Origin of the sequence: Paraburkholderia sp. BL23I1N1, assembly GCF_003610295.1 — a bacterium.
Taxonomy (GTDB): Bacteria; Pseudomonadota; Gammaproteobacteria; order Burkholderiales; family Burkholderiaceae; genus Paraburkholderia.
Genome location: NZ_RAPV01000001.1, coordinates 1,368,656 through 1,388,539, shown reverse-complemented (window position 1 = coordinate 1,388,539; position 19,884 = coordinate 1,368,656). Strand labels below are relative to the sequence as shown.

Sequence of the window (19,884 nt, the reverse complement as noted above, 5' to 3'; positions counted from 1 at the left end):
TTTACCCTGATGGTGGGATGAGTTAGCCCAGCTCGGCGAGCAGGGAAGCGAAAGCTTCGTCCGGCGCCATGACGGCGTCGGCAAAGCCGATTTCGACGCCAGCGGCGCCGAGAAAGGTGCCGGCCTCCGTGTCGCGCACGACGGCCGTCTTGAGATCACGATTGCGAGCAACGGTCTTGACGAAGATCTCTCCCATCTTGTCGACGTCGGACTGGAAGCGGTTGAGCGCGTCTTTCGACAACGGATTGAACTCATTGCCGTCGGCTTTCTTCGCCCCATAGTGGATGAGCGTGACGTCGATCCCCGCCTTCGAAAGTGCCTGCGACATATCTACATGCATGCAGATGACACCCACGCTGCCGGTGCCGCCCGTGCGCGGGACGATGATCCTGTCGGCCGCACTTGCGATCGCATACGCAGCCGAATAGGCGCTTTCGGTCAGCACGGCCCAGATCGGCTTCCGTCCGCGGGCGTCGTATATCGCGTCGACCAGGTCGAAGCATCCCGCCACCTCGCCGCCAGGAGAATCAATATCGAGCATGATCGCGCGCACATCCGGATCTCCGAGCGCCATGCTCAGCAGCGCGCGTATCCCGTCGTAGCCGGTCATGCCCGAATACGGCTCGAGCGTCCCGAGCTTGTGCACTAGCGTGCCTTCGATCGGGATGCGCGCGACGCCTTGCGCTACGTCGTAGGGCTTGTACTGCGCTTCCTCGCTGTTGTCCTCTGAGTCGAGGAACGCGCGCGCGCCGCCGTTCGCCAGCTCGAGCGATGAGCCATCACCGCGAAAGAGATGCGAGATACCAAGCCGGTCTGCAAGTGCCGCCATCACGACTTCAGCCTTATGCGGCAGGATCGCGATCGGCACGTTGAAAAGCCGCGTGGCCAGATGGGGAAAGTTGATCATGCAGCCTTCGGCTGTTCGGGAGGTTCGTCGGTGCGCGAAGCAAGTTCCCCTCCGCCCCACTCGGGCAGAGGCATGCCGCGTTTCTTGAAAGCCTCGATTTCGATCTGACGCTGGTCGATCACTTCTTCCCAATCGAGGCCTTGCTCGGCGGCTTCCTGCTTGAGCGTTGTGAGCGCGGCGTCCATCTTGAGAATGGAACCCTGCGGTTCCTTGACCGGATCGACCCAGCCACGCGCGGGCCCGAGCCACGAACAGGCAGCGTAGGCGGTTGCAGCCTCCAGGAAGTCGGGCGCGCCCTTCGGCAACGGCAGTTCGTCGTTCTCCATCGACTCGCGAAGCCATACCGCATACATCGGCGTCGCGGTGCCCGCGGAAAAATCGAGCCGCCGGCGGATCAACGTCTTCCATCCCTCGAGCATTGAGCCGCGCATGTTCGAGTAGTTGCTGCGTGACCAGTCCTGCGTCACCTGTTCAATCGGGACGCCAAGCGCGGAAGCGACACATCCCTGCATCTCGTGCACGAACTCGGTGAAGCCGTTGTGCGGATGGTCGGACGCGACCGCCTCGATTTTTTCGCCGGGCGCCAGCGCTGGCACGCGCACGCCGTTGAACATCGCCGGACGCTCGTCGTTCCAGTCTTTTCGCAGACTCTGGTAGAACTTGAGCTCCTGGTCGCCGCCGAGCGCATCCTGCACTTCTGACGGGTCGTACGGGCTTGTGACGTATGTGCCGATCGATGCGGCGAGGGCCGCCGCCTGCAGCTCGATGCCGTAGTAACGCGCGAGCATCTTCGCGTGCGCGAGCACTGGAATGAATACGCCGATGCCGCGGTTCTGTCCTGCGCGATCCCGGTCATAGTCATGAATCACGCGCCGCCAGCCGTCATCGTCTTCCCGCTCGACGCGCTCCCACTCCATGCTCTCGACAGCGTTGTACCAGTCGTTCTGGTGCGCCTTGCGAATGTGATATGCGAGCGGTACGCCGTCGTCGTCGACCTCGACCCCACCACGCAGGTGCTTCGTGTCCAACATCTGCATGGGATTCGACAGGCGGTCCGGATCCACAACCAGAAAGCAGGTCGCGTAATGCGCGCCGCCGCGGCCAACGCGTTCGGGCTTCCAGTAGTTGACGACGAGATTCTCTCCGTCGATCAGCTTGTGACGCAGCGCGAGACGCAGCTGCTGCGACACGGTGAGCTGCCTCGACACGTCGTTGTAACGGTCCAGGTCGTTCGAGAACATGCGCCAGCGTGCCTCAACGGCGCTCGCGAATTCCTTCGCCCACTGGATATCGAAGTTCGCCCCGCTGATGAGGCGCAATGCGCGATAGTCAGGCGCAGCGGACAGGCGCAGCGAAGCGCCGATCGCACTGTCGAGGATCCGTGTGATACCGCCGCTCGAGCGACCGTCATTGCGAACCTGATCGCGCGAGCGCGCCACCATCCGATCGCGGAACTGGGTAATCTCGGCGTCGGGCGAGCGGATCCACGGCAGCCACGCCCCCATCTCCTGCGTCTGCCATTCCGCAGCCTGATACGGGAAAAACGAGGCACCAACCTGACTCCGTAGAGGCATCCCGTTCGGATAGTCGGCACGCGCGCGGCGGATCGGATTGCCGCCCGCGTCAACCAGCGTGATCTCTTTGGCCATCAAAACACCGGCGTGATGTAGCGGCGGCGATTAATGCACACGCCCGGGTTGAGTGCCTGCTGCAGTTCCGCGATCAGCATGCGCAGGTTCGCCATGTCGGTTTGCTGGAAGGTAGCGCTGCGCGCGCCGCCGCCCTGTGCGTACGAAACGGAGACGAGTTTCTTTCCCGTCCGCAGATCGATCAAGGCCTGCTGCGCCGAGACGAGCGCGGCCTGCAGCTGCGCATCGCTCATGCCGTAGTACGGCGAGCTGAGATCGGTAGTGGCCATAGGATTTAGCGGAAACGGTGAACTGCGGATTTCGACTTCTGCGGCGTGGCGCCGGAGCTCGGCGCCGACTGCGGCGCGCTCGGCGCCACAGCGGCTGATCCTGCGATGAGGGTTGAATTCGTATCCCATGGCCCCGCCCACGACGGCGGCTTGGCCCAGTCGATCTGTGCGAGACCGTGCAGGTGCGCCATCACGTGTGTGAGCACCATCAGGTCGAGCGCCTCGTTGCGCCGGCTTTTGATGGATTTTTCCCATCGCCCGTTCTTCATGCGCGTCTCAGCGGTCAGCTGTTCGAACCAGAGGTGAGGTTCTTCGGGAGACCGCAATGCATACGGGAAATGCACGTACCACTCGCCGACATCCGCTTTCTGCAGCTGGCCGGAAAGATCATCCTTGAAGCTGTTCGGGTTGAACTGGGCAACCGGGACCGTACCGCCGGCGGCCGCGCGATTCGATTTACGGGCCGTGTCCGGGTACGTCACGACAAGCCGCTGCGCGAGCAGCGCACTTGCGCCCTTCGTCGGTAACACGGTCCACGCATCGCGACCGGCGATCTTGCCGATCAGACGCACAACGCCATCCATCTTTCGCCAGCGGCGCCATGCGGAATACGCCTGCTGCGTCACGCCCGCTTCGCCGCCGCTGTCGAAACCGAAAGCACGAATCGGCATTCGCCGGCGGCTGCCATCCGAAAGCAGGTAGGTCCGCGTGACGATCTCGAGCAGCTGATCCCAGTCGTCAGCGTTCGTCGCGGGATCGCCCAGAACACGGCCTTTCTCGATCACCCAGCTCTCGCCGTTTACACCCCAGCCGCGCACCAACCACTCGAAGCGGCCGCCGTTCGCATCAACGCCGGCCGTCAGGAACCGCACACCCTCCGGAACTTCTGCCAGCTTGAGCGCCGCCTCGGCACGCTCCGCAAGCACACCCGCGTCGATCGAACCCGTGCCGCGCTTGGGCGAATACAGAAAGCCCCACTGCTTGGCGACCACCTGACGAAGTGTCTTGTCATCACCGTCGACCTCGTACTCGCGCTCCGCTTTCGCCTTCGCCCGGGCGAGACCGCCAATGCCGCCGAGGATGAATGGCGACATAGCGCCGACGATCCAGAAACCCGCGCTGTCGCGCGCGGCAAGCTCGCCAGTCACGACTCCGTCTTGAGAGATCTCCTGGCCGTCGCCGACCCACCCGCCGAACGGCGAGCGGTACGCAGCGAGGTTCATGGCTCGTCGCTCGCGGTCCTCGATCAGACAGCCGTTCACGGGACAGATGAGCCGCGCCTTCTCCTGAATCTCGTCGAGGCTCAAGTCGTCCTGATAGTGCAGCACCATATAACGCGCGGCGGTCGGCACCGGGCTCGACCAAGCGCCGCAGTGTGGGCACGGCCAGTACCACACGCGGCGATCGCTATCGCCGTACAGCGCCATGATGCCGGCGGTCCAGTCACGCTCCGGCACCATCCCGCGCGCGCGGTCCGGGTGGCTCATTGCGAGCAGCATCGACTGGCGGCCGAAGGTCTGCCGGCGCACGTCCAGCACAGCCTTGATGTCGCCGAGCGACTCCGGATACGCGTCGACCTCGTCGGCCACGATCCGCGGCGCCGACTTGTTGATCAGGTTGTTGTCGTTTGCCGACAGGAATTCGACGTGCATGCCGTCGAACATCTTGTAGTGCAACGAGTCGTCGACGGGCTTCGACCCGAGCCGCATGGCCATCTCGGGATGGCTATTGATCTGCGTGTTGATCCGACTCTTGACGAAGGCCTCGAGACCCGGATCCGTTTGCATGTACCAGAGCATGTCGCCCGGGTCGTTCGCGACCGACTTGAGCAACCAGTTCTGAGCAACCTCAGTTTTTCCTGACTGTCCAGGACCGACAATCACCGTCGTCAGGTAGTCGAGCCGGGTCAGCGTCTCCATCGGTGCGACGAGATATGGCGCTTTCTCGTGGTGCCAGCGTCCGACGAAGCCGCCGCCCTGGTTCGACAGTCGACGGTTCATCGCGGCGTACTGCGCAACCGTCTCGCGTTTCGGCGGGATGAATGCCGCTAGCGCCTCACGCGCGATCTGGTACGCGTCGGCGTAAGCGTTCTCAAGCATCGGGACCCAGCAACACGTTCAGCTCGTCGACCATCGTTGCCCGCAGGTCGTCAGTCAGATCCCGGATGTCGTCGGCATTCGACTCCGGCAGTCCCAGCTTGTCGACCACCTGATCTGCCAGACGGTCGAGACCCTTGCCGAGATGCACCAGCATCTTCGTGATGACCTGACGCATCACCTCGGCCTGCACCAGCTCGCCGCGATCGCGGCGCAGCTTGTCCTCGAGGATCTCGGCCTGCACCATGTCGCGCCGCTGGCGTGCGGTCTGCTCACCAGAGTGCACGACCGGCTCGACGCCGGCCGGCGGGACGACCGAGTACTTCGCCCCGGGATATGGATTGCGTGCAGCCTGCGGATCGAAGCGCTGATCAAAGTGTGCGGCCGCCGTCGGCGCCAATGCCGACGCCGTTGCGAGCGATCCGTTTTCCAGATAAGTGCGCACCGCGGCGAGATCGAAAGCCCAACCGCCGGCGCGGGTGCCGCGCTGCGCGATCGGAAAGTTCTCGTCGCTCTCGAGCCGACGATCCAGCTTCGGCCGCGTCCAGCCCAGCGCTTCGCAAAGCGCCGCCTTCCCGATCATCCCGTCGCTGCCCACCGGTGTAACGGCGACCGGTGTAACGACTTGCGCCTTCCCCCGAGTTTTTCCACCACCCTTCGTTACACCACGCTTCCCAGACGCCGCGTGGCTTTGCGCTGCGTTCGATGCCGCCATAGGTGTAACGTGTAACGGGTTTTTTTTACTCAATGGAACGGAAAGAACACGCGCGCGCAATGCCCGCGTATTCGGCGATCCCCGGGAAGGACCCGCCCGCCATGGAGCCGTCTCGGAGGGTGACCGGCCACCCTCCTGCGGCCCTCACCGGGCCGTCCTGCGGGCCGCTGCGAGGGCGTCGGCGAGGTCTCGGTCGATCCACTGGTCGACGATCTGCTTCGCGCGCTTGCCCCAGTTCAGCTGCTTCTTCACGGGCAGCGCATCGCCGAAACGAATGAGCAGCTTCAACGCACCGAGGTGCTTGTCGTACAGACCACCGTGTGCGACGCGCTTCTTTCGCACGCCACCATTGCGAGATACATCGAGACGCTGCCACACACCGTTGATGCTGCCCTTGGCTGTCTTGACCACGCCGATGTAGATGTCTTTGCGCCCGCGCAGCTTGCCCATGATGCCGCGCGGCAGCTGGCCGTACTGGTTGAGAGCGATGTCCTTCGGGTTCAGCAGCGCCGTGCCCGGCAGCTTGTGCACACCGCCGGTCTCGTATGGCTGCAGATAGCTGGCGGTGATGTCCTTCATGAACACGACCGCAGTGGGCGAGCCCTTCTTGGCACGTCGCACGCCGACCGACTTGCGCGTGAATGGCGTTGGATTCTTCAGCGTCTGAACGATGTTCTCGCTCTCGGCCTCCGCTACACGCTGGGCCGTCTTATTGATGCCTTGGGCGATCGCGAACGGCAGTTGCCGTTTTATGAAGTCGTCGAGGCTGCGCGCAAGCGCGTTGGCGTTCGACGAAACGCGGATCGTCATTACGCCAGCCACGTCGCCGACCGCACACTGACGTCGGGCTCCGCGTCGAAATACGGAATGGCCGGGATCTGCAGCGAATCGCGGCCGACCGGGAAGGCCTGCACGGCGATATCGTTCGTGTCTTCCTCATATAGGCCGATGACGATACCGACAGTCGGCTTCGGAAAGAACGGCGCGCGCACAATGACGCTCTCGCCGAGGCGTGGACGCGCCGCTTTAGGCGCTGCAGCCTTCTTCGATCTCTTCATGGCGGTCCGCGAAAACTAATGTTCCAGTTGCAAAAACTAATATTCGGCTTATAATTTCAGCCATGAACAAGATCAACTGGACCCAGAAAGCAGCGAAGCAGCTCCGGAAACTGGACTCTCAGCATCAGGTCCAGATCCGCAACGGCGTCGCAACCTTGTCGGCGATGCCCGACTGCCAGAACGTCAAGGCGCTGACGAACCACGAGTATGAATACAGACTGCGCGTCGGTAACTACCGGGTCCTGTTCAACTGGGACGGCGCAATCAAGGTCGTCGAGATCGAAGAAGTGAGGAAACGCGATGAACGCACCTACTAACATCCAAGTCATCAACGGGCCGGACGGAAAACCGGTCTTCGTGGTGATGCCCTATGCCGACTACGTGGCTCGTTATGGCGCCGAGCGCGGGTTGATCCCACACGAGGTCGTGAGTCGCACGGTCGATGGCGCGCCGCCTGCGCGCGCATGGCGCGAGCACCTCGGTCTGACCCAGGCCGATGTGGCTGCGAAGCTTGGAATCACGCAGTCCGCATACGCTCAACAGGAAAACGGTCAACGGCTGCGCAAGTCGACGCGCGAGAAGATCGCGGGTGCACTCGGCATCACTGCCGAGCAGCTCGACTTCTGAAACGAAAAAGCCCCGCTCAAACGAGTCGGGGCTTTGGAGACACTTATTCACAGTGTCAGATTGACGCGTAATTTACGGTCAAAAACCGAAACCGTCAAGAGCGACCGATCGGTTATCCGGCTTGGCAGGCCTTCCGCATGGCGTTTCCGACCCGCTTCGAGTCCATGGCACGAAGTGTTGGCTCCGTGTAAATGCGGTGATTTATCGTCGTCGCTATCGCTAACGCGTCGTCATCTTTGATCGAGGATCCCATGAGCTTGTTCGCCTGATCCTCTGAGGCGCCACTATCGCGTAAGGATGCCGAAATCTCAGCGAATTTCGCCCAACTGTCGCAGCCGCTAGCGAAGGCGATCCGAGGGGCGCCCACGGCACACACCGATATGGCCGCGCTCAGCCCGAGAATTAACGTACGCATTTTTTGCTTTCCCCATTTACGGCCACGGTCCAGCGCCGTGGCGCGCGCGATTATGGCACGCTAAGTGCGTCAAAATCCTGACGATTACCGACTAACCCTCGCCTATGAAGGTGAGAGTCGAGAGAAGAGAATCCGCCGCCTTTCGGGCGCGAGATTCGAGCCCATCGGCGGAGCTGGCCACATCAGGCTGCTCGACCGCTTCATCGTGCAGATGCGGCTCGTCCGTCACATCAGCTGCGCCGACACCGGCGGCCGTGCGCGTACGCTTCGACGGCTTAACCTTCTTCGGCTTCGCACGCCCCTGGAACCACAGTTTGATGAGCTGCCAATGCGCCTCGGCAGTCTTCTCCGACACCTCGCATTTGAGCGCCAGCGCCTTGATCTCGACTTTTGCGCCGGCCGCCTTCTCGACAAGTCCGCGGCGCAGTTGGTAATGAACGACGCGGCCCGCGAGCGCGCTCATCGCTGCCTGCGTCAGCAGGCTGATAGCCCCGAGGTACTCCGGGTTCGGCGTGTATCCGGAACAGCATGCGCGGCCGCACGCACAGGGCCATGAACGCGGCGCGAACCGAGCCACCAGCACGGCGCGCTCGATATCGGTCAACTCCTCGAGCTCGCGGCGGATCATCCCGGCCTGAGCGGCGCCGTCGTTGCCGCTCAGGCCTTTCCCCGTACGCGGCGATGGCGCGGCCATGCGATCGGTCAGCGAGCGGTCCCCTCGCTGCATGGAATAGTTGAACGCGAATATCAGCGCGTCCTGCGGCGTGCGGAACAGCTTCTCTGTGGTCTGGGTCATCCGTTGGTTTCCTTGTATTGCGCACAGCGCTTTCCGTACTTCCTGCCCTTTCTGCAAACCATCCGGACACCGCCGAATGGATCTTCCTTCGCGATCGCATGGATGCATCCCACGCAGCGTTCGCTCTCGCGCCGCTCGAGTACTTCGAGCGGATCGCGGTATTTCCACCATTCAAGCGGTTCGCTCACGCGTAGCGCGCCGCCGTCTTCGAGACTTCACGCTGCGGCAACGGCAAGCGGCCTGCGTAGCGGCGAATGAGGATCACGGTCAGCACGATCCCGCTGGCGAGCGCCGCGACCGCCAACGCGATCGCGAACAGCGCCAACGCGCCGCCACTGTCTTCGCTGTCGCCGTCGAACAGCCTTCCGACGCCACTCATCGCGTCGGCGATTCCGTCGATCGCGCCATACATGTTGTGCAGCTGCGCGAACGTGTTGTATGCGGCCGTGCCCATGTTGAGAAGGCTGCGCTCGCGGAACGCCGCGATCCACGACTGGATGGTGATGATCAGGCCCGTGCCGAGGAGAGGGACGATCACAAGCAGATACCAGAGCGACATCGCACCGGTTGCGACCTGCGGCGGAAGGTGCCCGGTCACGTGCAGCGCGTACCCCATGAGGAAGCCGAACACGCTGCTGAAGCCGATCGCAGCCTGAATGGCCCCGCACCATGCAAGGAGCCGCGGGAAGCCCCCGAGCGCCTTGGATTCGGTCCAGATGCCCCCGATCGAGTAACAGTTAAACCAGCTGACTGCGAAGTTGAGTGCAAGGATAAATAGCAGAGTCACATTGATCTCCTGTGATTGAAGGGAACTGCCTATTGCGCGCCGCCGGCGGTGCCGAATAGCGCAACAGCTGCTGGATCGCGGCGCATTAACTTGCCCTCGCGCTCCAGCCGCTTGAATGTGGTCCGCGCAATGCGCGCCGCCGCGAGATCCGGCCGCTCGCGCTTCATCCGCTTCCAGTAATCGCTGTAGATCTTGTCGCGTGGCTTGTTCGGCGGCTTTGGCTTGTCGACGCCCGCACCGGCTTTGTAAATCGGTGTGGTCGGGCCGTCCGCCGGGCGATACCAGTCGACGATGTGCATCTGCGCGCGGAAATGCTTGATGAAGTCACCGGCCGTCTGATTTGACACGCCAGCGCGCGTCGCCAACTCGATGCGTGTGCCTCGCCTCTTCAGAGCGCTCCACAGCGCAACGAACGCGGGACGCGTGTCGGATGTCCCGCGAGCCTGCCGGCGGCGCGGCAACTCAAGAGTCTCCGCGCGCATCTGTATGCCGCGAACAGACCTTCCGGGCAACCGCGCGGCCGAAACCTTCAACGGCGTGCGCAGCGTCCATATCTCGCGAAGGATCTCGTCTTCATCTTCCGACCAGCGCATTGCCGAACCACCTGGCCGCGTTGCATCAACCATCGATCTCTCCCACTGACTCGTCAGGCATGCCGTCACGCACCTCTGACCATTCCCTGTATGCGCGCCGCCACGTCGAGCACTTCAGCATCTGCGGCGCGCCGCCGAAGTCGAGCCAGTAGTGACATAGGCCGCATCCCGGCACCGTGTATTTGTCATCGGCCTTGCGCATCCCTGCTTTCCCGTGCTCGCTCTCGTTGCTGTGACACGGCACGATCGTGTCTTCGCGCTCGAGCTGGTGACAGACACCGGGCACGCGCAGATAGCAGATCTGGTCGCGGCACGCGTTGCGCATCTTCGCGTCGTGGCCGCTGCGCTTCTTCCGTGCTTTGCGCTTGATGCCGCCGCTGTGTAACTCGGTGCGCCAGTCCTTCGACTCGACAGGTGAGCTTTTCCAGGGGGTGCGGCGCAATGGCGTCTTACGGGTCAGCATGGCTCGTCCCGCAACTGGACGACGTCATCTAACCGAACGCGGTTGCTGTCAGGCGGGAAAGCCGGCAACGGGACACGCTGGTTGAAATGCAGCGGCACGCGCAGCTCAACCTCACCTGTCTCGAGGCGAGGCCAGTTCTCCGGCGGTGTGATCCAGGCAGGGATGCGGACATAAGCCGTGTAGCTGACGCGCAAGCCGCGGCGCAGGCTATTGCGGAACTTCCATGGCGAGTGGGCGAACGTGCGAACGAGCTCGACGACATCGCACTGGACGAGGCACGGCGGCCGCTCGCGCTGCGGCACGCCGTACACCGTGAATTGCGCCGGGACGATGAAGGTCATCTTCACTGCTGTTTCTCCCATGCCGCCGGCCGCATCGGGTGCTCACCCATCAGCGCGCGCTTGATGCGGATGTCGTTTGGCATCTCGGCGTGCAATGCGACGAGCAGCTCACGCCATCGCGCGAGGAAGTCGAGCGTGTGACGGTGGTTGTTCTGCGCCTGCTCGAGTCTTTGCGAGGTACCAGCCCTGTCTGCCACCACCACGGCGAATGCCTCGTCGTGCCCCTCGATCTCGGCCGCGGCCTGACGGATTGCTTCCCGTTGTTCGGCCTGCAAGCCCGCAAAGTCCGAACCGGCGATACCTCGGAGCACGCGGTGCAAGGGCTTTCTCACCATTCACCCTTAATGAAGTCGCGAAGCTTCGATCGCTTCACGTCGAGTTCCGTCTTCTCATCGAGAACGCGCTGCTGGTGCGGGACGTACGCGGTACTCATGTCCATTTTCTCCGTGTGATTTGAGGGGCGTTACCGCCTACGTTTATTCCATTCCCAGATCCACACCTTCCCTTGCTGCTCTGCGTCGCGAGGGAGCACGAGGCAGGTGACAGACTTCGGCGAGATCTTAAGAATCTGGTACCGCCGCCCGGTAGCCGTCCGCATCTCGTCGCCGGGTTCCGGAAGCGGTGCATCCGGATCGACACGGCTGACGCGAAACTTCACGACGTCCCAGGCGGCTTTCATGGTTCCGGCGGCTCGCTGGCGAAATGTCAGGCCGGTGTGAAGTCGACGTAGAACTTGTCGCCGACGTTGAACTTGCCCCAGAGCTCGGGGTTCGCGATGTTGATCTGCAGGGTTGCGCCAGGCGAGAACTTCGCAAACGTGTTGTCCTCGTCGAGGCCGTCATCGCCGTACGGGGTCGATTTCGCCACCGCATGCATCGTCAGCGTCTCCATCGACTTTTCAGGTGTCTTGCCCGAGGCAGGATCGACCCAGCCCATGTGTGCCTGCACGAAACCAACTTGTAACTTCGCTCGCATCTTCGACATTTGTTGCTCCATGTTGAGGTTGTCACCAGCTGCGGCTGGTGAGGTCTTCTACGCGCTGGCTATCGGCAGCCGTCACGTTGAATGGTGAGAAACACGCTTCGTCAGGTCCGTGCCAAATGCGTGATCAGTTCGATCTGCGCACGCGCGTCGTTGATCCGGCGAATTAGCACCGCAAGCTCGGCGGATGCGGGTGAGAAATCGGGTTCCTTCCGCTCATCCCGATCGTCGTCTTCGCTCGACTTCAGCGAGTGGCTCGGCAGGAGGATCGGCGTCACGCGCCGGCGCAGATCCACGATGCTGGTTTCGAGACGTTCAGCAGCTGAATGCGCGCGATCGATCGCTGGCATCAGGTTGTTCTCGTCGACGCTGTCGTCTTCGTCTCTTGCGGGGTTGCTTGCCTTCATGGGAATCTCCGTTGCGATGTCACCAGCCATTGCTGGTCAGGCTTTCGATGCGCCAGCCGTGACGGCCGTCGCGTTGAATGGCAAAAAATCGGAATGGGAACTGCGCGGCCGCGACCTTCGTCTTAGCACGCGCGTCGTCTGTCCATCGGCCCTTCACCTCGCGAAACTCGAGTTGGCCGGCAGCTGTGATGACGGGGAAATCGATGGTGATAAACGTGTTGTCGGCGAGGCGCAGCTTGATTGCCTCGAAGCGGTACCAAAGGATCTCGCCGGCGTGCAGTTGCGGCTTAAGTACTTCGTTCTCGTACGCGGTCTCGGTCTTGTTCTGCTTGCCGCGCGACATTCGGCCGAGCTGCTGCATGCGCTCAACGGGCGAAAGGTCAGGCGCGTTACGCCAATCGTCGAGCACGCGTTCAGCATCCACACCCAGACCAAGCGCCGCGACCGATGCATGAATGCGCGCCGCCGCCTCCTCCGTGTTTTCGTATTGCATCAGGCGTTTCATCGCTGCATCCAGCGGGGCCGGATCCGTCGACGTAAGACACGCCGCCGCGCTCGCGATCTGTTCGCGAACCCGTGCGGTACCGACGCGACCATCAGTAATCGCGCTTACCGGGAAACGGACGGTGCCCTTGCTCATATCGGTTTCGAGACAAGCGATTCAAGCGTTTCGCTTCCATTCGCGATCGACAGACCGTGATAAACGATCATCTTCGGTAGGCACACACGCGCGTCGTTAAAAGGCAGGTTGTCTCTTCCCCAGCGATCGAGCGCATATGCTTCAAGCGCCGTCTCTGCGGCGACATAGAGAGTGCCGTCAGCTTGGATCGTCGCTTTCACGCGGGCACCTCGTCGAGCTGCTCGTCGTGCACCGGCACGCCGCGGACAGGTTGGAGCACGGAATCCTCAATTCCAAACAGGTCAATGATCATCGTCCCCGTTCCGCGACCCGCGGGCAGCGTGATCCTGACCGGTTCGAGAATTTTCCAAGCGTCCAATGCGCCTTCGGAACCGACGGTAAGGCGAACGACGCGAACGAACTTTCCTATCAGTTGCTCGCGAAGGATTGCCTCGATGTGAGGCTCAGATTGGGGCACACGAACCACGCATGCCAGATCTCCGGGTTTGCAGTTCATACTTCACCTCGCTTGGCGGCGCGCCGCCGTTCATACAACGCCTTGTTGATCATCGTTCCGCCGAAGTCATCCCGCGCACCAATGCCTTCGCCGCAATGTGGGCATGCCGGAACCATCGTGCGCGAGCGCCATGCGCGCTCGATCCGGCGCGCCGCCAACAGATGAACGCCCTCTTCCTGTGCCGTCGCCAACGTGTTTTGCGCGCGGGTAAGTTTCGCGATCGCGCGCTGGTAGTGCTCGACGAAATGGCCGAGCGCCCAGTGCGCGTCCAGCTGCACACCGCAGTCGTCGCACTTCACGATGTTTCCGTTGTCGTCGAGCGTGACGTGCATGTGGCGGCATTCGCCGGCGGCGCGAACGTAGCTGCTCTTGCGGGCGACGCGCAGTGCGTCGATGTCTATGACGTTGCTCAAAACGGCCCCCCGGTGAGAACCGTCCAGATTGATCGCCAGAACGACCGACGCACGCGCAGCACCTCTCGCGCTTCCCACAGATCTCCGTGCGGCCCGCATGTGCCCCGCAGACCTCGCATCGTTGCGCACGTGCTCACCCATCCGTTGATGAGGTCGCGTGGCGAATCGGGGTGGCGGCATGCCATCGGGAGATTGACAGGCGGATTCAGGCCTGCATAACGACACGTCACGCAAGTGCGCGGCGGCGCGGTCGGTTCGAAGTCAGGACGCATAGTCGTCAACGGGCATGAGCGCGTCGCCGAAGGTGGCGCGCGCGAACTGGTAGAGGTCGAGAGCGTTGAATTGCTTCGCATCCAGCAGCACGAATTCGGCTGCTTTTCGATCATTCGCAGCCTTGATGACCAAAACGCGATACCACGCGGGAGATTCGTTCGGCTTGCGATCACGAAACCCGATTTCGCGGGCGCGGATAGCGACGCGTTCATCGCTTCGGTACCACGGCAGCGCGTCGGGCATGACGCTGCTCTTGCCCACTAGCAGCTCGTCGACGAACGTGGCGAGAAAGCCCGCGTTCACCGGCAAGTCCGACTTGTCGCGCAAACGCGCCGCCACGGCAAACCCGTGCGCCGTGCGCAGTTGCTCCAGCGTCACGCAGCGGCCGATCCATGCGAGCACGTGGATCCGAGCTTTCGAACCGTCAAACGCGGGCGTTTTGCCGCGAGCGGTTTCGAGTGACTGCAGCAGCTCGACAATCGCCGCTTCGGCCTTCGCGCTGGCATCGCGTTCGGGCGGCGCGGCGTCGTTGCAGTTTTCGTCTTCACGCGGCAGCGGCGGCAGCTGTTCGGAGTTGTCCACAGCGTTGCTCGCGCGCGTTGCTGCTGCTGTAGTCTCTGCTGTAGTCACACCATCGTTAACGACCTGGACTTCGCCCGTTCCGCGGACAAGGTTTTGCCCGGTTGGCGGAGACGGGTTTTCCAAGTTCGGGGATTGGACTTCTTCCATTCCGGGAACTGGACTTTCACCATTTCCCGGAATGGACTTTTCCAATTCCCCGAAATGGACTTTTCCCATTTCGGGGAGTGGGCTTTTACCAGGCGGTGTAAGGGACGTTTTAGACTTCGGTGCGCGAGTCTTGCGAGGCTTTTTTCGCGGCCGGCCCAGCGGAAAGGATCCGCTCGAGCGCATCCTCGTCGACACGGAAATAAATCTTGTGCTCGATGCGCTTCTCGGTCTCGATCAGCACGCCCGAATCACGCAGGGCGGCGCGCGCGGAGCGCTGTTCCTCGTAGGACAGGCCCGTTTCGTTCTCCAGCTCGGCCGACGTCTTGTGCACGCCGAGCTCGCTCGTCGCCTTGTCCTGCCAGTAGAAGATCTGGCAGAACAGCACGGCGGCATTGACGCCGCCGAGGTATCGGGCGAGGAACGGATAATAGGCGATCGGGCGGCCGAGCTCGCGCAATACATCTGCGACTCTCATGCAACTCCCTCGCGGATATGACGCGGGATCCGGCGCTGGGCGTCAATGCGCTGTTCCCAATAGCGGTAGTAGAGATTGCGGTACCACTTGCCGATCACGGCCGGTGGCACCTTCTCGCGGCCGAGCACGTGCGGCGCGCGGGCCAGCACGATCTCGTAGCCGTCTGGCTGCGTGCTGAAGTGGTCGACGCGAGCGGGTTTCACATGCCAGACACCAGCGTGCCCGGGCACGAACTCGGGTATGCCGAGCTGCTCGGGGACGACATAGACGAAGCGCGTGATCCACGCGGGCATGCCCACCCACTTCGATTTCTTCAGATCCGCGCGCCAGTCGGCGATCGATACCTTGACTTCAAGTTCGGTGCCGTAGCCAGCGCCTGAGACCATCATGAAGTCCGCGCGGTATTCGTCGTAGCCGCGCGCGCCGGGAAGCGCATAGCGGACCGACGCCTCTGGAATCAGGGTGTTTCGACGATGATCGACGTGCCGCCGGATCGCGGCCTCAACGAGGCCTGCGTTAATCGGCCGCGCGGGCTGGACGTCATTGCTGCTCATCACGCGCCGCCACGTTCACCCGGAAAAGCGTCCGGCGACCGTCTCTGAACTGCGTGACCAGGCCCATCGCTTCCAGCACCCTGATCTGCCGACGCACGCCGCTGTCGGAAATGCGGCATTTGACCGCGAGTTCCGGCACGCTCACCGTACACTCGCCGGTGCTTTGCACGCTTAGATGTGCAAGGCGTAGTAGTACGAGCAGGCCGAGACCGCTCAGCTCCGATGGCACGTCGGACAGATCCCAAGTGCAGTTTGTTAAATGGTGGGACACACTTTCTCCGACTCGGTAACCCGCACGCGTTCAGCCGCCTTGACGTTCACGAATGACCCCAAAACATGTGGACTAGCGCGCCCGCGAGCGCGCCGCCGAAGCTCAAGGTGAAACGCACCCACCAGCGGGCGCGCGGCGGAAAGAAGGCGCAGAACATCAGCGCAATGACGACCGCGCGTAGCAGCGCGTTGAGGACGTCAGTGAGCATCACAGCACGCCCACGAACAGACTCATTGCGTCGAAGAACATCACGCGCAGTACGATGAAAATCATGGTGGTAATTGACATATCGAACTCCTAGCCGCTGCACAAAACGACTGGTGTGCGCCAGTCAGCTTGTGCAGCAGCTAAAGCAAAAAAGAACCCCCAAGCACTGCCTATTTATTCCCAGCCTGTCCCGACTTGGGACGCGTTTCGAACGCCAGTACCTTCGGATGCATCAGGCCATAGGCGCTGCGCAACACGTGGTAACCAAGCAGATCGGGCGTCGATACGCCTTCCTGCGCCGCTCTTACCGCTAAGTCAGCTGCTTCCGGTGTGGGCAGTTCCACCGATAGGCTGGTTTTCTCTTCGCTCATGCGGCCAATTCCGTCCCATAGTGGGCCGCTTCGGCACTGAAATTTGTCAGGTTCGGCGGCAAAGTCCCAACCGTGCCAAACAGCTGCAATTCGAGGAGACGGCTCATAGCTGCCGAATCGCTATCAATGCCCTGCAGAGCCTTGAATTGCTGCAGGCCGGAATAAATCCGGTCCGACAGACGTGTCTTTACTTCATTGCGGAATTGCGCACGACGACGCATAACGACCTCCTTTCAGGTGAAAAATGAACAACGACTTACAACCGACTTCACGCGCCGCCAGCGAGCGGCATGTGTGGAACGACACCTTGTGCGATGGCGTGCGTGAACTGCATCAACCGCTCAGTGGCGCGCAGCTCCACGCCAATACCGAAGGTGACCGAGCCATCCGCATGGACCGTGTCGCGGCCGTGACGCGTGCTCACGTCGCAAAGACCCTCGCGGATCTCGTTGACCTCGTCGAAGAGAAAGTGCAGGACATCGTCGGCCAGCTCGGGGCGATGGTCGATCGCGTTGAGCAGCTGGTCGATGACGGAATGCAGCAAAGCGGGCTTCATTCGGCTCATCTCCGCGCCGTAAGGGTGAGGGTTCACACCCCGTTTAGAATCGGTGGCTTCCACACGCACCGCTTCACAACAAAGGGGAACCCTCATGGAAGCAAACACGTACTTTTTCTACCTCTACAAATCGCCCTTCGGTGCCATGACCATTCGGCCGGATGTGGATGGACGTCCAGCGTGGTTTCTCACGTACGAGACGTTCAGCCGGGCAAGCAGCGGCGAAATCATCGTTCAGCCCGTCGTTCTCGATTTGGGCTGGCGCACCGCCGAAAAAGCCGCCGAAGCCGTCCGATCGCAAACGACAGGATGGAAACTCTGGGACTCGCTTCCCTATGTGATTCATCCGGCCGCTCTGGACGACTGGACGCAAATCGAGACAACGGGCACGACGCAGCCGCATCGCTAGTCACTGCGCGAATTACCTCGCCGGCCTTAAGAGCGGGCACGCGCACGCCGTCGAAAAGCGTAGGCCGTTCAAGTCCCACATCCGAAAGTCGTTGCGCCTCTCGCCGGCGCTGTGCCAATAAATCGTCCCAATCGGAGCCGGTTTCCGCGCGGAGCGTTTCCAGGCCGGCATCGCGGTGCACATGCGCCGCCATCTGCTCGCGAAACCGACCGATATCCGCAGCGGGTGGCCGAATCCACGGCAGCCATGCGGCCATTTCAGGACACGGTGCGCGTTCGGCACGCTTGCGGATCTGGCCGCGCACGGGCACCAACATCGATCGGATGCGCCGCATGTCAGACGCCCTCCTTCGAAATTCGCCTCGATGCCTTACCCTTTGCTCGCCGCTCGGACCGGCCGCCCGTAGGCGGCTGCGCATCGTCGACGGATCGAGCGGACTCAACCTGCGACTCGGCAGACCCATTCAGCTCCGGCCAGATCTTCCACCAGTCTTCGGGTCTGCTGTCCTCGCGCCGCACCTTGCCATCGGTAGCCTTCTCCAGACCGACGCAGTTCTCTGGACTGGGCAGCCGCCCGGAATATTTGTGGCGCCACTGTCTCAATTGCGCATTGCTCTTGATGGGATAGCCGAGCTCCTCCATTCGCTTACGAAGCTGGGAGATCGTCAGCGCGTCTGGCGCGGAGAGGTATTGGTCGAGATCCATGCACGCATTCTAGTAGCGTACGCTACTAGTTGCAAGGAGCGTTTGCTATGCGTAGCTGGTGCTACGCTACGAAAATGAATGAACGTGAACTGGCGCGACAGCGCATCGAGGCTCTTAGAGCCGCGATCGACAAACTCTGCGGTGGAAATCGAACCGCCTTTGGCAAGCGTCTCGGCTATAAGGACGGCGCTTTCGTGCGTCAAATGCTTTCTGGCGATCGACCTGTCACCGAAAAAACGATACGGGCGATCGAAGCGCTCCCCGGCATGAAAAATTGGTTTTCCGAGGCGACGATCGGCGTGCCCCACCACGGAGCACATGCTTCACCGGCAGCAGCCGAGCACAAAGTTGGGGCCAGCGATGCACCAAACACGGGCGAAAAACGCGGTCTTATTACCACCGTAGGTAAAAATACCTGGTCTAGGATGGTAAAAAGTGCTGAGCTTGATTCTCAACATCAGGGGACATATCCCCTGATTTCATGGGCACAAGCTAGAACCTGGGATTCCATTGTGGACAACTTTGCGTACGGTGATGCCGAGCAGTGGCTCGACTCACCGGTTGCTGTTTCTCAGAAGTCGTATTACCTGCGCGTACGCGGTGAAAGCATGTACGACCCCGCGGACCATCGCTCCTTCCGCGAGGGAGAGATCGTGCTCGTTGATCCGAAGGGGACGCCGGACCACCGTAAATTCATAGTTGTAATGGTCGATGGCGAGGCGGAGCCAATTCTTCGTCAGCTAATTTCGGAAGGCGAACGGATCTATCTAAAGGCGCTGAATCCCGCTTGGCCCGAGGGGATAACTGAGATCCAAGACAATGCGGTCATATGCGGCGTCGTAAAAACGAAAATCGTGACGTACGACTGATTCTAGGAAGCCCCGCACGCCCGGGGCTTTTTGTCGCAAGGTACAAAAAAACCTTCATCTAGTAGCATTCGCTACTTGATTTGTCTCGTAGCGTTCGCTACTATCTGCTCCATCGCAATGCGATCAGGAGCACACCATGAACGCGAGAAAGGCCGGCCGCAAAGCCGCGCGCCATTCCCTTGATGGTCACATCCGTTTCGTCGTTGCGACAGCGAGGTCGATCGAAGTACTCGACCTCCGCGCGGTGGCGACTCGCGGTTCCCGCATCGACGTCATCGCAGCCTATTTCGCCGGCAAATGCGTCACGCCGCGCAAACACTGACTAGGGGACTGTGATGTCGCTCGAAAAACAACAGGCCACGCCGGCGCCGAAACGTGCCATGCGCGCTGCAAAGTCGATCCTCCGCTTTACTCGCAACGTGCTTGCCGTGTTCGGAGTGTTCTTCGTGTACCTGCTCTGGCACGGCTATGACGCCTATCAGGCTGAGATGGCCGCGGCCGCGACCGCGACTGACGCCGCGTGCGTTAAGACCTCGCATTGCATGTGAGACGGCCATGGCAACCAATGACTATGTGGGCGTGCACGGCGGCTCGAACATCGTTTTTGTGCTAGTCGCCGACCGTCGGAAATTCGACAACATCCCGTTGTCTGTTCGCGAGGCCAACAAGCGTGCCGCGGGCGGTGGCCATTTGCTGGTCAAGAGCATGCATGGCAAAGACGCCCAGGAAGGCTCGAATCGTATATCCGTGATCTTCCAGCACTGGATCGTCAGCCCCGATTTGGATCGCCTCGGCTCGAAGGAAGGGGCCTGA

36 protein-coding genes are annotated in these 19,884 nt (G+C 61.8%); 7 read left to right on the top strand and 29 right to left on the bottom strand.

Annotated features, from left to right (window positions below; translation table 11 throughout):
* Positions 1 to 22: 22 nt before the first annotated feature.
* The 7 genes from B0G76_RS06595 to B0G76_RS06565 all read right to left on the bottom strand — a co-directional run bounded on the left by B0G76_RS06595 (position 23) and on the right by B0G76_RS06565 (position 6,694).
* Positions 23 to 907: a S49 family peptidase gene (locus B0G76_RS06595; RefSeq protein ID WP_120291071.1), complete on the bottom strand. Its 885-nt coding sequence runs from the start codon at positions 905 to 907 to the stop codon at positions 23 to 25.
* The gene (locus B0G76_RS06590) at positions 904 to 2,556 is read right to left on the bottom strand and encodes a phage portal protein (protein WP_120291069.1); all 1,653 of its coding nucleotides are present in this window, start codon (positions 2,554 to 2,556) and stop codon (positions 904 to 906) included. The genes B0G76_RS06595 and B0G76_RS06590 overlap by 4 nt, the downstream gene beginning before the upstream one ends.
* Entirely contained in the window at positions 2,556 to 2,825 is a 270-nt protein-coding gene (gene gpW, locus B0G76_RS06585) for a gpW family head-tail joining protein (RefSeq protein WP_120291067.1), read from the bottom strand. Before gpW ends, B0G76_RS06590 begins: the two co-directional genes overlap by 1 nt.
* A gap of 5 nt (positions 2,826 to 2,830) precedes the next feature.
* Positions 2,831 to 4,924: a terminase gpA endonuclease subunit gene (locus B0G76_RS06580; protein ID WP_120291065.1), complete on the bottom strand. Its 2,094-nt coding sequence runs from the start codon at positions 4,922 to 4,924 to the stop codon at positions 2,831 to 2,833.
* On the bottom strand, positions 4,917 to 5,519 hold the full coding sequence (locus tag B0G76_RS06575) for a hypothetical protein (protein WP_147394019.1): 603 nt from the start codon (positions 5,517 to 5,519) through the stop codon (positions 4,917 to 4,919). The genes B0G76_RS06580 and B0G76_RS06575 overlap by 8 nt, the downstream gene beginning before the upstream one ends.
* 261 nt (positions 5,520 to 5,780) lie before the next feature.
* The gene (locus B0G76_RS06570; RefSeq protein ID WP_120291061.1) at positions 5,781 to 6,446 is read right to left on the bottom strand and encodes a hypothetical protein; all 666 of its coding nucleotides are present in this window, start codon (positions 6,444 to 6,446) and stop codon (positions 5,781 to 5,783) included.
* Positions 6,446 to 6,694 (bottom strand): hypothetical protein, encoded by a 249-nt coding sequence (locus B0G76_RS06565; protein WP_120291059.1) that lies wholly within the window; start codon positions 6,692 to 6,694, stop codon positions 6,446 to 6,448. Before B0G76_RS06565 ends, B0G76_RS06570 begins: the two co-directional genes overlap by 1 nt.
* A gap of 62 nt (positions 6,695 to 6,756) precedes the next feature.
* Here B0G76_RS06565 and B0G76_RS06560 point away from each other — a divergent pair, with 62 nt between their 5' ends.
* Both B0G76_RS06560 and B0G76_RS06555 read left to right on the top strand, forming a co-directional pair.
* Complete coding sequence (locus tag B0G76_RS06560) at positions 6,757 to 7,011, top strand: type II toxin-antitoxin system RelE/ParE family toxin (protein ID WP_120291057.1); 255 nt, start codon at positions 6,757 to 6,759, stop codon at positions 7,009 to 7,011.
* Positions 6,995 to 7,321, top strand: coding sequence for a helix-turn-helix domain-containing protein (locus B0G76_RS06555; protein WP_120291055.1), 327 nt, complete (start codon positions 6,995 to 6,997; stop codon positions 7,319 to 7,321). The genes B0G76_RS06560 and B0G76_RS06555 overlap by 17 nt, the downstream gene beginning before the upstream one ends.
* A gap of 506 nt (positions 7,322 to 7,827) precedes the next feature.
* Here the strand turns inward: B0G76_RS06555 and B0G76_RS06545 are convergent.
* The 21 genes from B0G76_RS06545 to B0G76_RS06445 all read right to left on the bottom strand — a co-directional run bounded on the left by B0G76_RS06545 (position 7,828) and on the right by B0G76_RS06445 (position 17,098).
* The gene (locus tag B0G76_RS06545) at positions 7,828 to 8,532 is read right to left on the bottom strand and encodes a DNA-binding protein (protein ID WP_120291051.1); all 705 of its coding nucleotides are present in this window, start codon (positions 8,530 to 8,532) and stop codon (positions 7,828 to 7,830) included.
* Positions 8,529 to 8,720, bottom strand: coding sequence for a hypothetical protein (locus tag B0G76_RS06540; RefSeq protein ID WP_120291049.1), 192 nt, complete (start codon positions 8,718 to 8,720; stop codon positions 8,529 to 8,531). The genes B0G76_RS06545 and B0G76_RS06540 overlap by 4 nt, the downstream gene beginning before the upstream one ends.
* Positions 8,717 to 9,319 (bottom strand): hypothetical protein, encoded by a 603-nt coding sequence (locus tag B0G76_RS06535; protein ID WP_120291047.1) that lies wholly within the window; start codon positions 9,317 to 9,319, stop codon positions 8,717 to 8,719. The genes B0G76_RS06540 and B0G76_RS06535 overlap by 4 nt, the downstream gene beginning before the upstream one ends.
* A gap of 29 nt (positions 9,320 to 9,348) precedes the next feature.
* Positions 9,349 to 9,945: a hypothetical protein gene (locus B0G76_RS06530; RefSeq protein ID WP_147394018.1), complete on the bottom strand. Its 597-nt coding sequence runs from the start codon at positions 9,943 to 9,945 to the stop codon at positions 9,349 to 9,351.
* Entirely contained in the window at positions 9,938 to 10,375 is a 438-nt protein-coding gene (locus tag B0G76_RS06525; RefSeq protein ID WP_120291043.1) for a DUF1364 family protein, read from the bottom strand. Before B0G76_RS06525 ends, B0G76_RS06530 begins: the two co-directional genes overlap by 8 nt.
* Positions 10,369 to 10,716, bottom strand: coding sequence for a hypothetical protein (locus B0G76_RS06520; RefSeq protein WP_120291041.1), 348 nt, complete (start codon positions 10,714 to 10,716; stop codon positions 10,369 to 10,371). The genes B0G76_RS06525 and B0G76_RS06520 overlap by 7 nt, the downstream gene beginning before the upstream one ends.
* Positions 10,717 to 10,718: 2 nt before the next feature.
* A complete protein-coding gene (locus tag B0G76_RS06515) occupies positions 10,719 to 11,036 on the bottom strand; it encodes a hypothetical protein (protein ID WP_147394017.1) in 318 nt (105 codons plus the stop codon).
* A 385-nt stretch (positions 11,037 to 11,421) separates the two neighbouring features.
* Entirely contained in the window at positions 11,422 to 11,700 is a 279-nt protein-coding gene (locus tag B0G76_RS06505) for a hypothetical protein (RefSeq protein ID WP_259460521.1), read from the bottom strand.
* Between the two features lie 101 nt (positions 11,701 to 11,801).
* The gene (locus tag B0G76_RS06500; protein ID WP_147394016.1) at positions 11,802 to 12,104 is read right to left on the bottom strand and encodes a hypothetical protein; all 303 of its coding nucleotides are present in this window, start codon (positions 12,102 to 12,104) and stop codon (positions 11,802 to 11,804) included.
* Between the two features lie 19 nt (positions 12,105 to 12,123).
* Positions 12,124 to 12,744: a hypothetical protein gene (locus tag B0G76_RS43525; protein WP_259460520.1), complete on the bottom strand. Its 621-nt coding sequence runs from the start codon at positions 12,742 to 12,744 to the stop codon at positions 12,124 to 12,126.
* Complete coding sequence (locus B0G76_RS06490) at positions 12,741 to 12,944, bottom strand: hypothetical protein (RefSeq protein WP_120291033.1); 204 nt, start codon at positions 12,942 to 12,944, stop codon at positions 12,741 to 12,743. Before B0G76_RS06490 ends, B0G76_RS43525 begins: the two co-directional genes overlap by 4 nt.
* Positions 12,941 to 13,240: a hypothetical protein gene (locus B0G76_RS06485; RefSeq protein ID WP_120291031.1), complete on the bottom strand. Its 300-nt coding sequence runs from the start codon at positions 13,238 to 13,240 to the stop codon at positions 12,941 to 12,943. Before B0G76_RS06485 ends, B0G76_RS06490 begins: the two co-directional genes overlap by 4 nt.
* Complete coding sequence (locus B0G76_RS06480) at positions 13,237 to 13,782, bottom strand: hypothetical protein (protein ID WP_147394015.1); 546 nt, start codon at positions 13,780 to 13,782, stop codon at positions 13,237 to 13,239. Before B0G76_RS06480 ends, B0G76_RS06485 begins: the two co-directional genes overlap by 4 nt.
* A gap of 132 nt (positions 13,783 to 13,914) precedes the next feature.
* A complete protein-coding gene (locus tag B0G76_RS06475; protein ID WP_120291027.1) occupies positions 13,915 to 14,508 on the bottom strand; it encodes a hypothetical protein in 594 nt (197 codons plus the stop codon).
* 256 nt (positions 14,509 to 14,764) lie between these two features.
* Positions 14,765 to 15,130 (bottom strand): hypothetical protein, encoded by a 366-nt coding sequence (locus B0G76_RS06470; protein WP_120291025.1) that lies wholly within the window; start codon positions 15,128 to 15,130, stop codon positions 14,765 to 14,767.
* Entirely contained in the window at positions 15,127 to 15,684 is a 558-nt protein-coding gene (locus B0G76_RS06465) for an MmcB family DNA repair protein (RefSeq protein WP_120291023.1), read from the bottom strand. The genes B0G76_RS06470 and B0G76_RS06465 overlap by 4 nt, the downstream gene beginning before the upstream one ends.
* On the bottom strand, positions 15,671 to 15,955 hold the full coding sequence (locus B0G76_RS06460; RefSeq protein WP_147394014.1) for a helix-turn-helix domain-containing protein: 285 nt from the start codon (positions 15,953 to 15,955) through the stop codon (positions 15,671 to 15,673). The genes B0G76_RS06465 and B0G76_RS06460 overlap by 14 nt, the downstream gene beginning before the upstream one ends.
* A gap of 46 nt (positions 15,956 to 16,001) precedes the next feature.
* Positions 16,002 to 16,163 carry a hypothetical protein gene (locus B0G76_RS42780; protein WP_183082008.1) on the bottom strand — a complete coding sequence of 54 codons (162 nt, stop codon included), beginning with the start codon at positions 16,161 to 16,163 and terminating at the stop codon, positions 16,002 to 16,004.
* A gap of 169 nt (positions 16,164 to 16,332) precedes the next feature.
* Positions 16,333 to 16,533, bottom strand: a complete 201-nt coding sequence (locus B0G76_RS06455) for a hypothetical protein (protein ID WP_120291019.1) — start codon at positions 16,531 to 16,533, stop codon at positions 16,333 to 16,335.
* Entirely contained in the window at positions 16,530 to 16,754 is a 225-nt protein-coding gene (locus tag B0G76_RS06450; RefSeq protein ID WP_120291017.1) for a hypothetical protein, read from the bottom strand. Before B0G76_RS06450 ends, B0G76_RS06455 begins: the two co-directional genes overlap by 4 nt.
* 47 nt (positions 16,755 to 16,801) lie before the next feature.
* Complete coding sequence (locus B0G76_RS06445; protein WP_147394013.1) at positions 16,802 to 17,098, bottom strand: hypothetical protein; 297 nt, start codon at positions 17,096 to 17,098, stop codon at positions 16,802 to 16,804.
* Between the two features lie 85 nt (positions 17,099 to 17,183).
* Here B0G76_RS06445 and B0G76_RS06440 point away from each other — a divergent pair, with 85 nt between their 5' ends.
* Positions 17,184 to 17,498 (top strand): hypothetical protein, encoded by a 315-nt coding sequence (locus B0G76_RS06440; RefSeq protein ID WP_120291013.1) that lies wholly within the window; start codon positions 17,184 to 17,186, stop codon positions 17,496 to 17,498.
* A 335-nt stretch (positions 17,499 to 17,833) separates the two neighbouring features.
* On the opposite strand, the gene B0G76_RS42775 is transcribed toward B0G76_RS06440, so the two are convergent.
* Positions 17,834 to 18,202 carry a hypothetical protein gene (locus tag B0G76_RS42775; RefSeq protein ID WP_183082007.1) on the bottom strand — a complete coding sequence of 123 codons (369 nt, stop codon included), beginning with the start codon at positions 18,200 to 18,202 and terminating at the stop codon, positions 17,834 to 17,836.
* A gap of 74 nt (positions 18,203 to 18,276) precedes the next feature.
* Between B0G76_RS42775 and B0G76_RS06430 the strand changes: the two genes are divergently transcribed.
* From B0G76_RS06430 to B0G76_RS06415, 4 genes are all read left to right on the top strand, one after another.
* Positions 18,277 to 19,071 (top strand): LexA family transcriptional regulator, encoded by a 795-nt coding sequence (locus B0G76_RS06430; protein WP_120291011.1) that lies wholly within the window; start codon positions 18,277 to 18,279, stop codon positions 19,069 to 19,071.
* A 136-nt stretch (positions 19,072 to 19,207) separates the two neighbouring features.
* On the top strand, positions 19,208 to 19,393 hold the full coding sequence (locus tag B0G76_RS06425; RefSeq protein ID WP_120291009.1) for a hypothetical protein: 186 nt from the start codon (positions 19,208 to 19,210) through the stop codon (positions 19,391 to 19,393).
* 13 nt (positions 19,394 to 19,406) lie between these two features.
* Positions 19,407 to 19,619: a hypothetical protein gene (locus B0G76_RS06420; RefSeq protein ID WP_120291007.1), complete on the top strand. Its 213-nt coding sequence runs from the start codon at positions 19,407 to 19,409 to the stop codon at positions 19,617 to 19,619.
* Between the two features lie 7 nt (positions 19,620 to 19,626).
* A complete protein-coding gene (locus tag B0G76_RS06415) occupies positions 19,627 to 19,884 on the top strand; it encodes a hypothetical protein (protein ID WP_120291005.1) in 258 nt (85 codons plus the stop codon).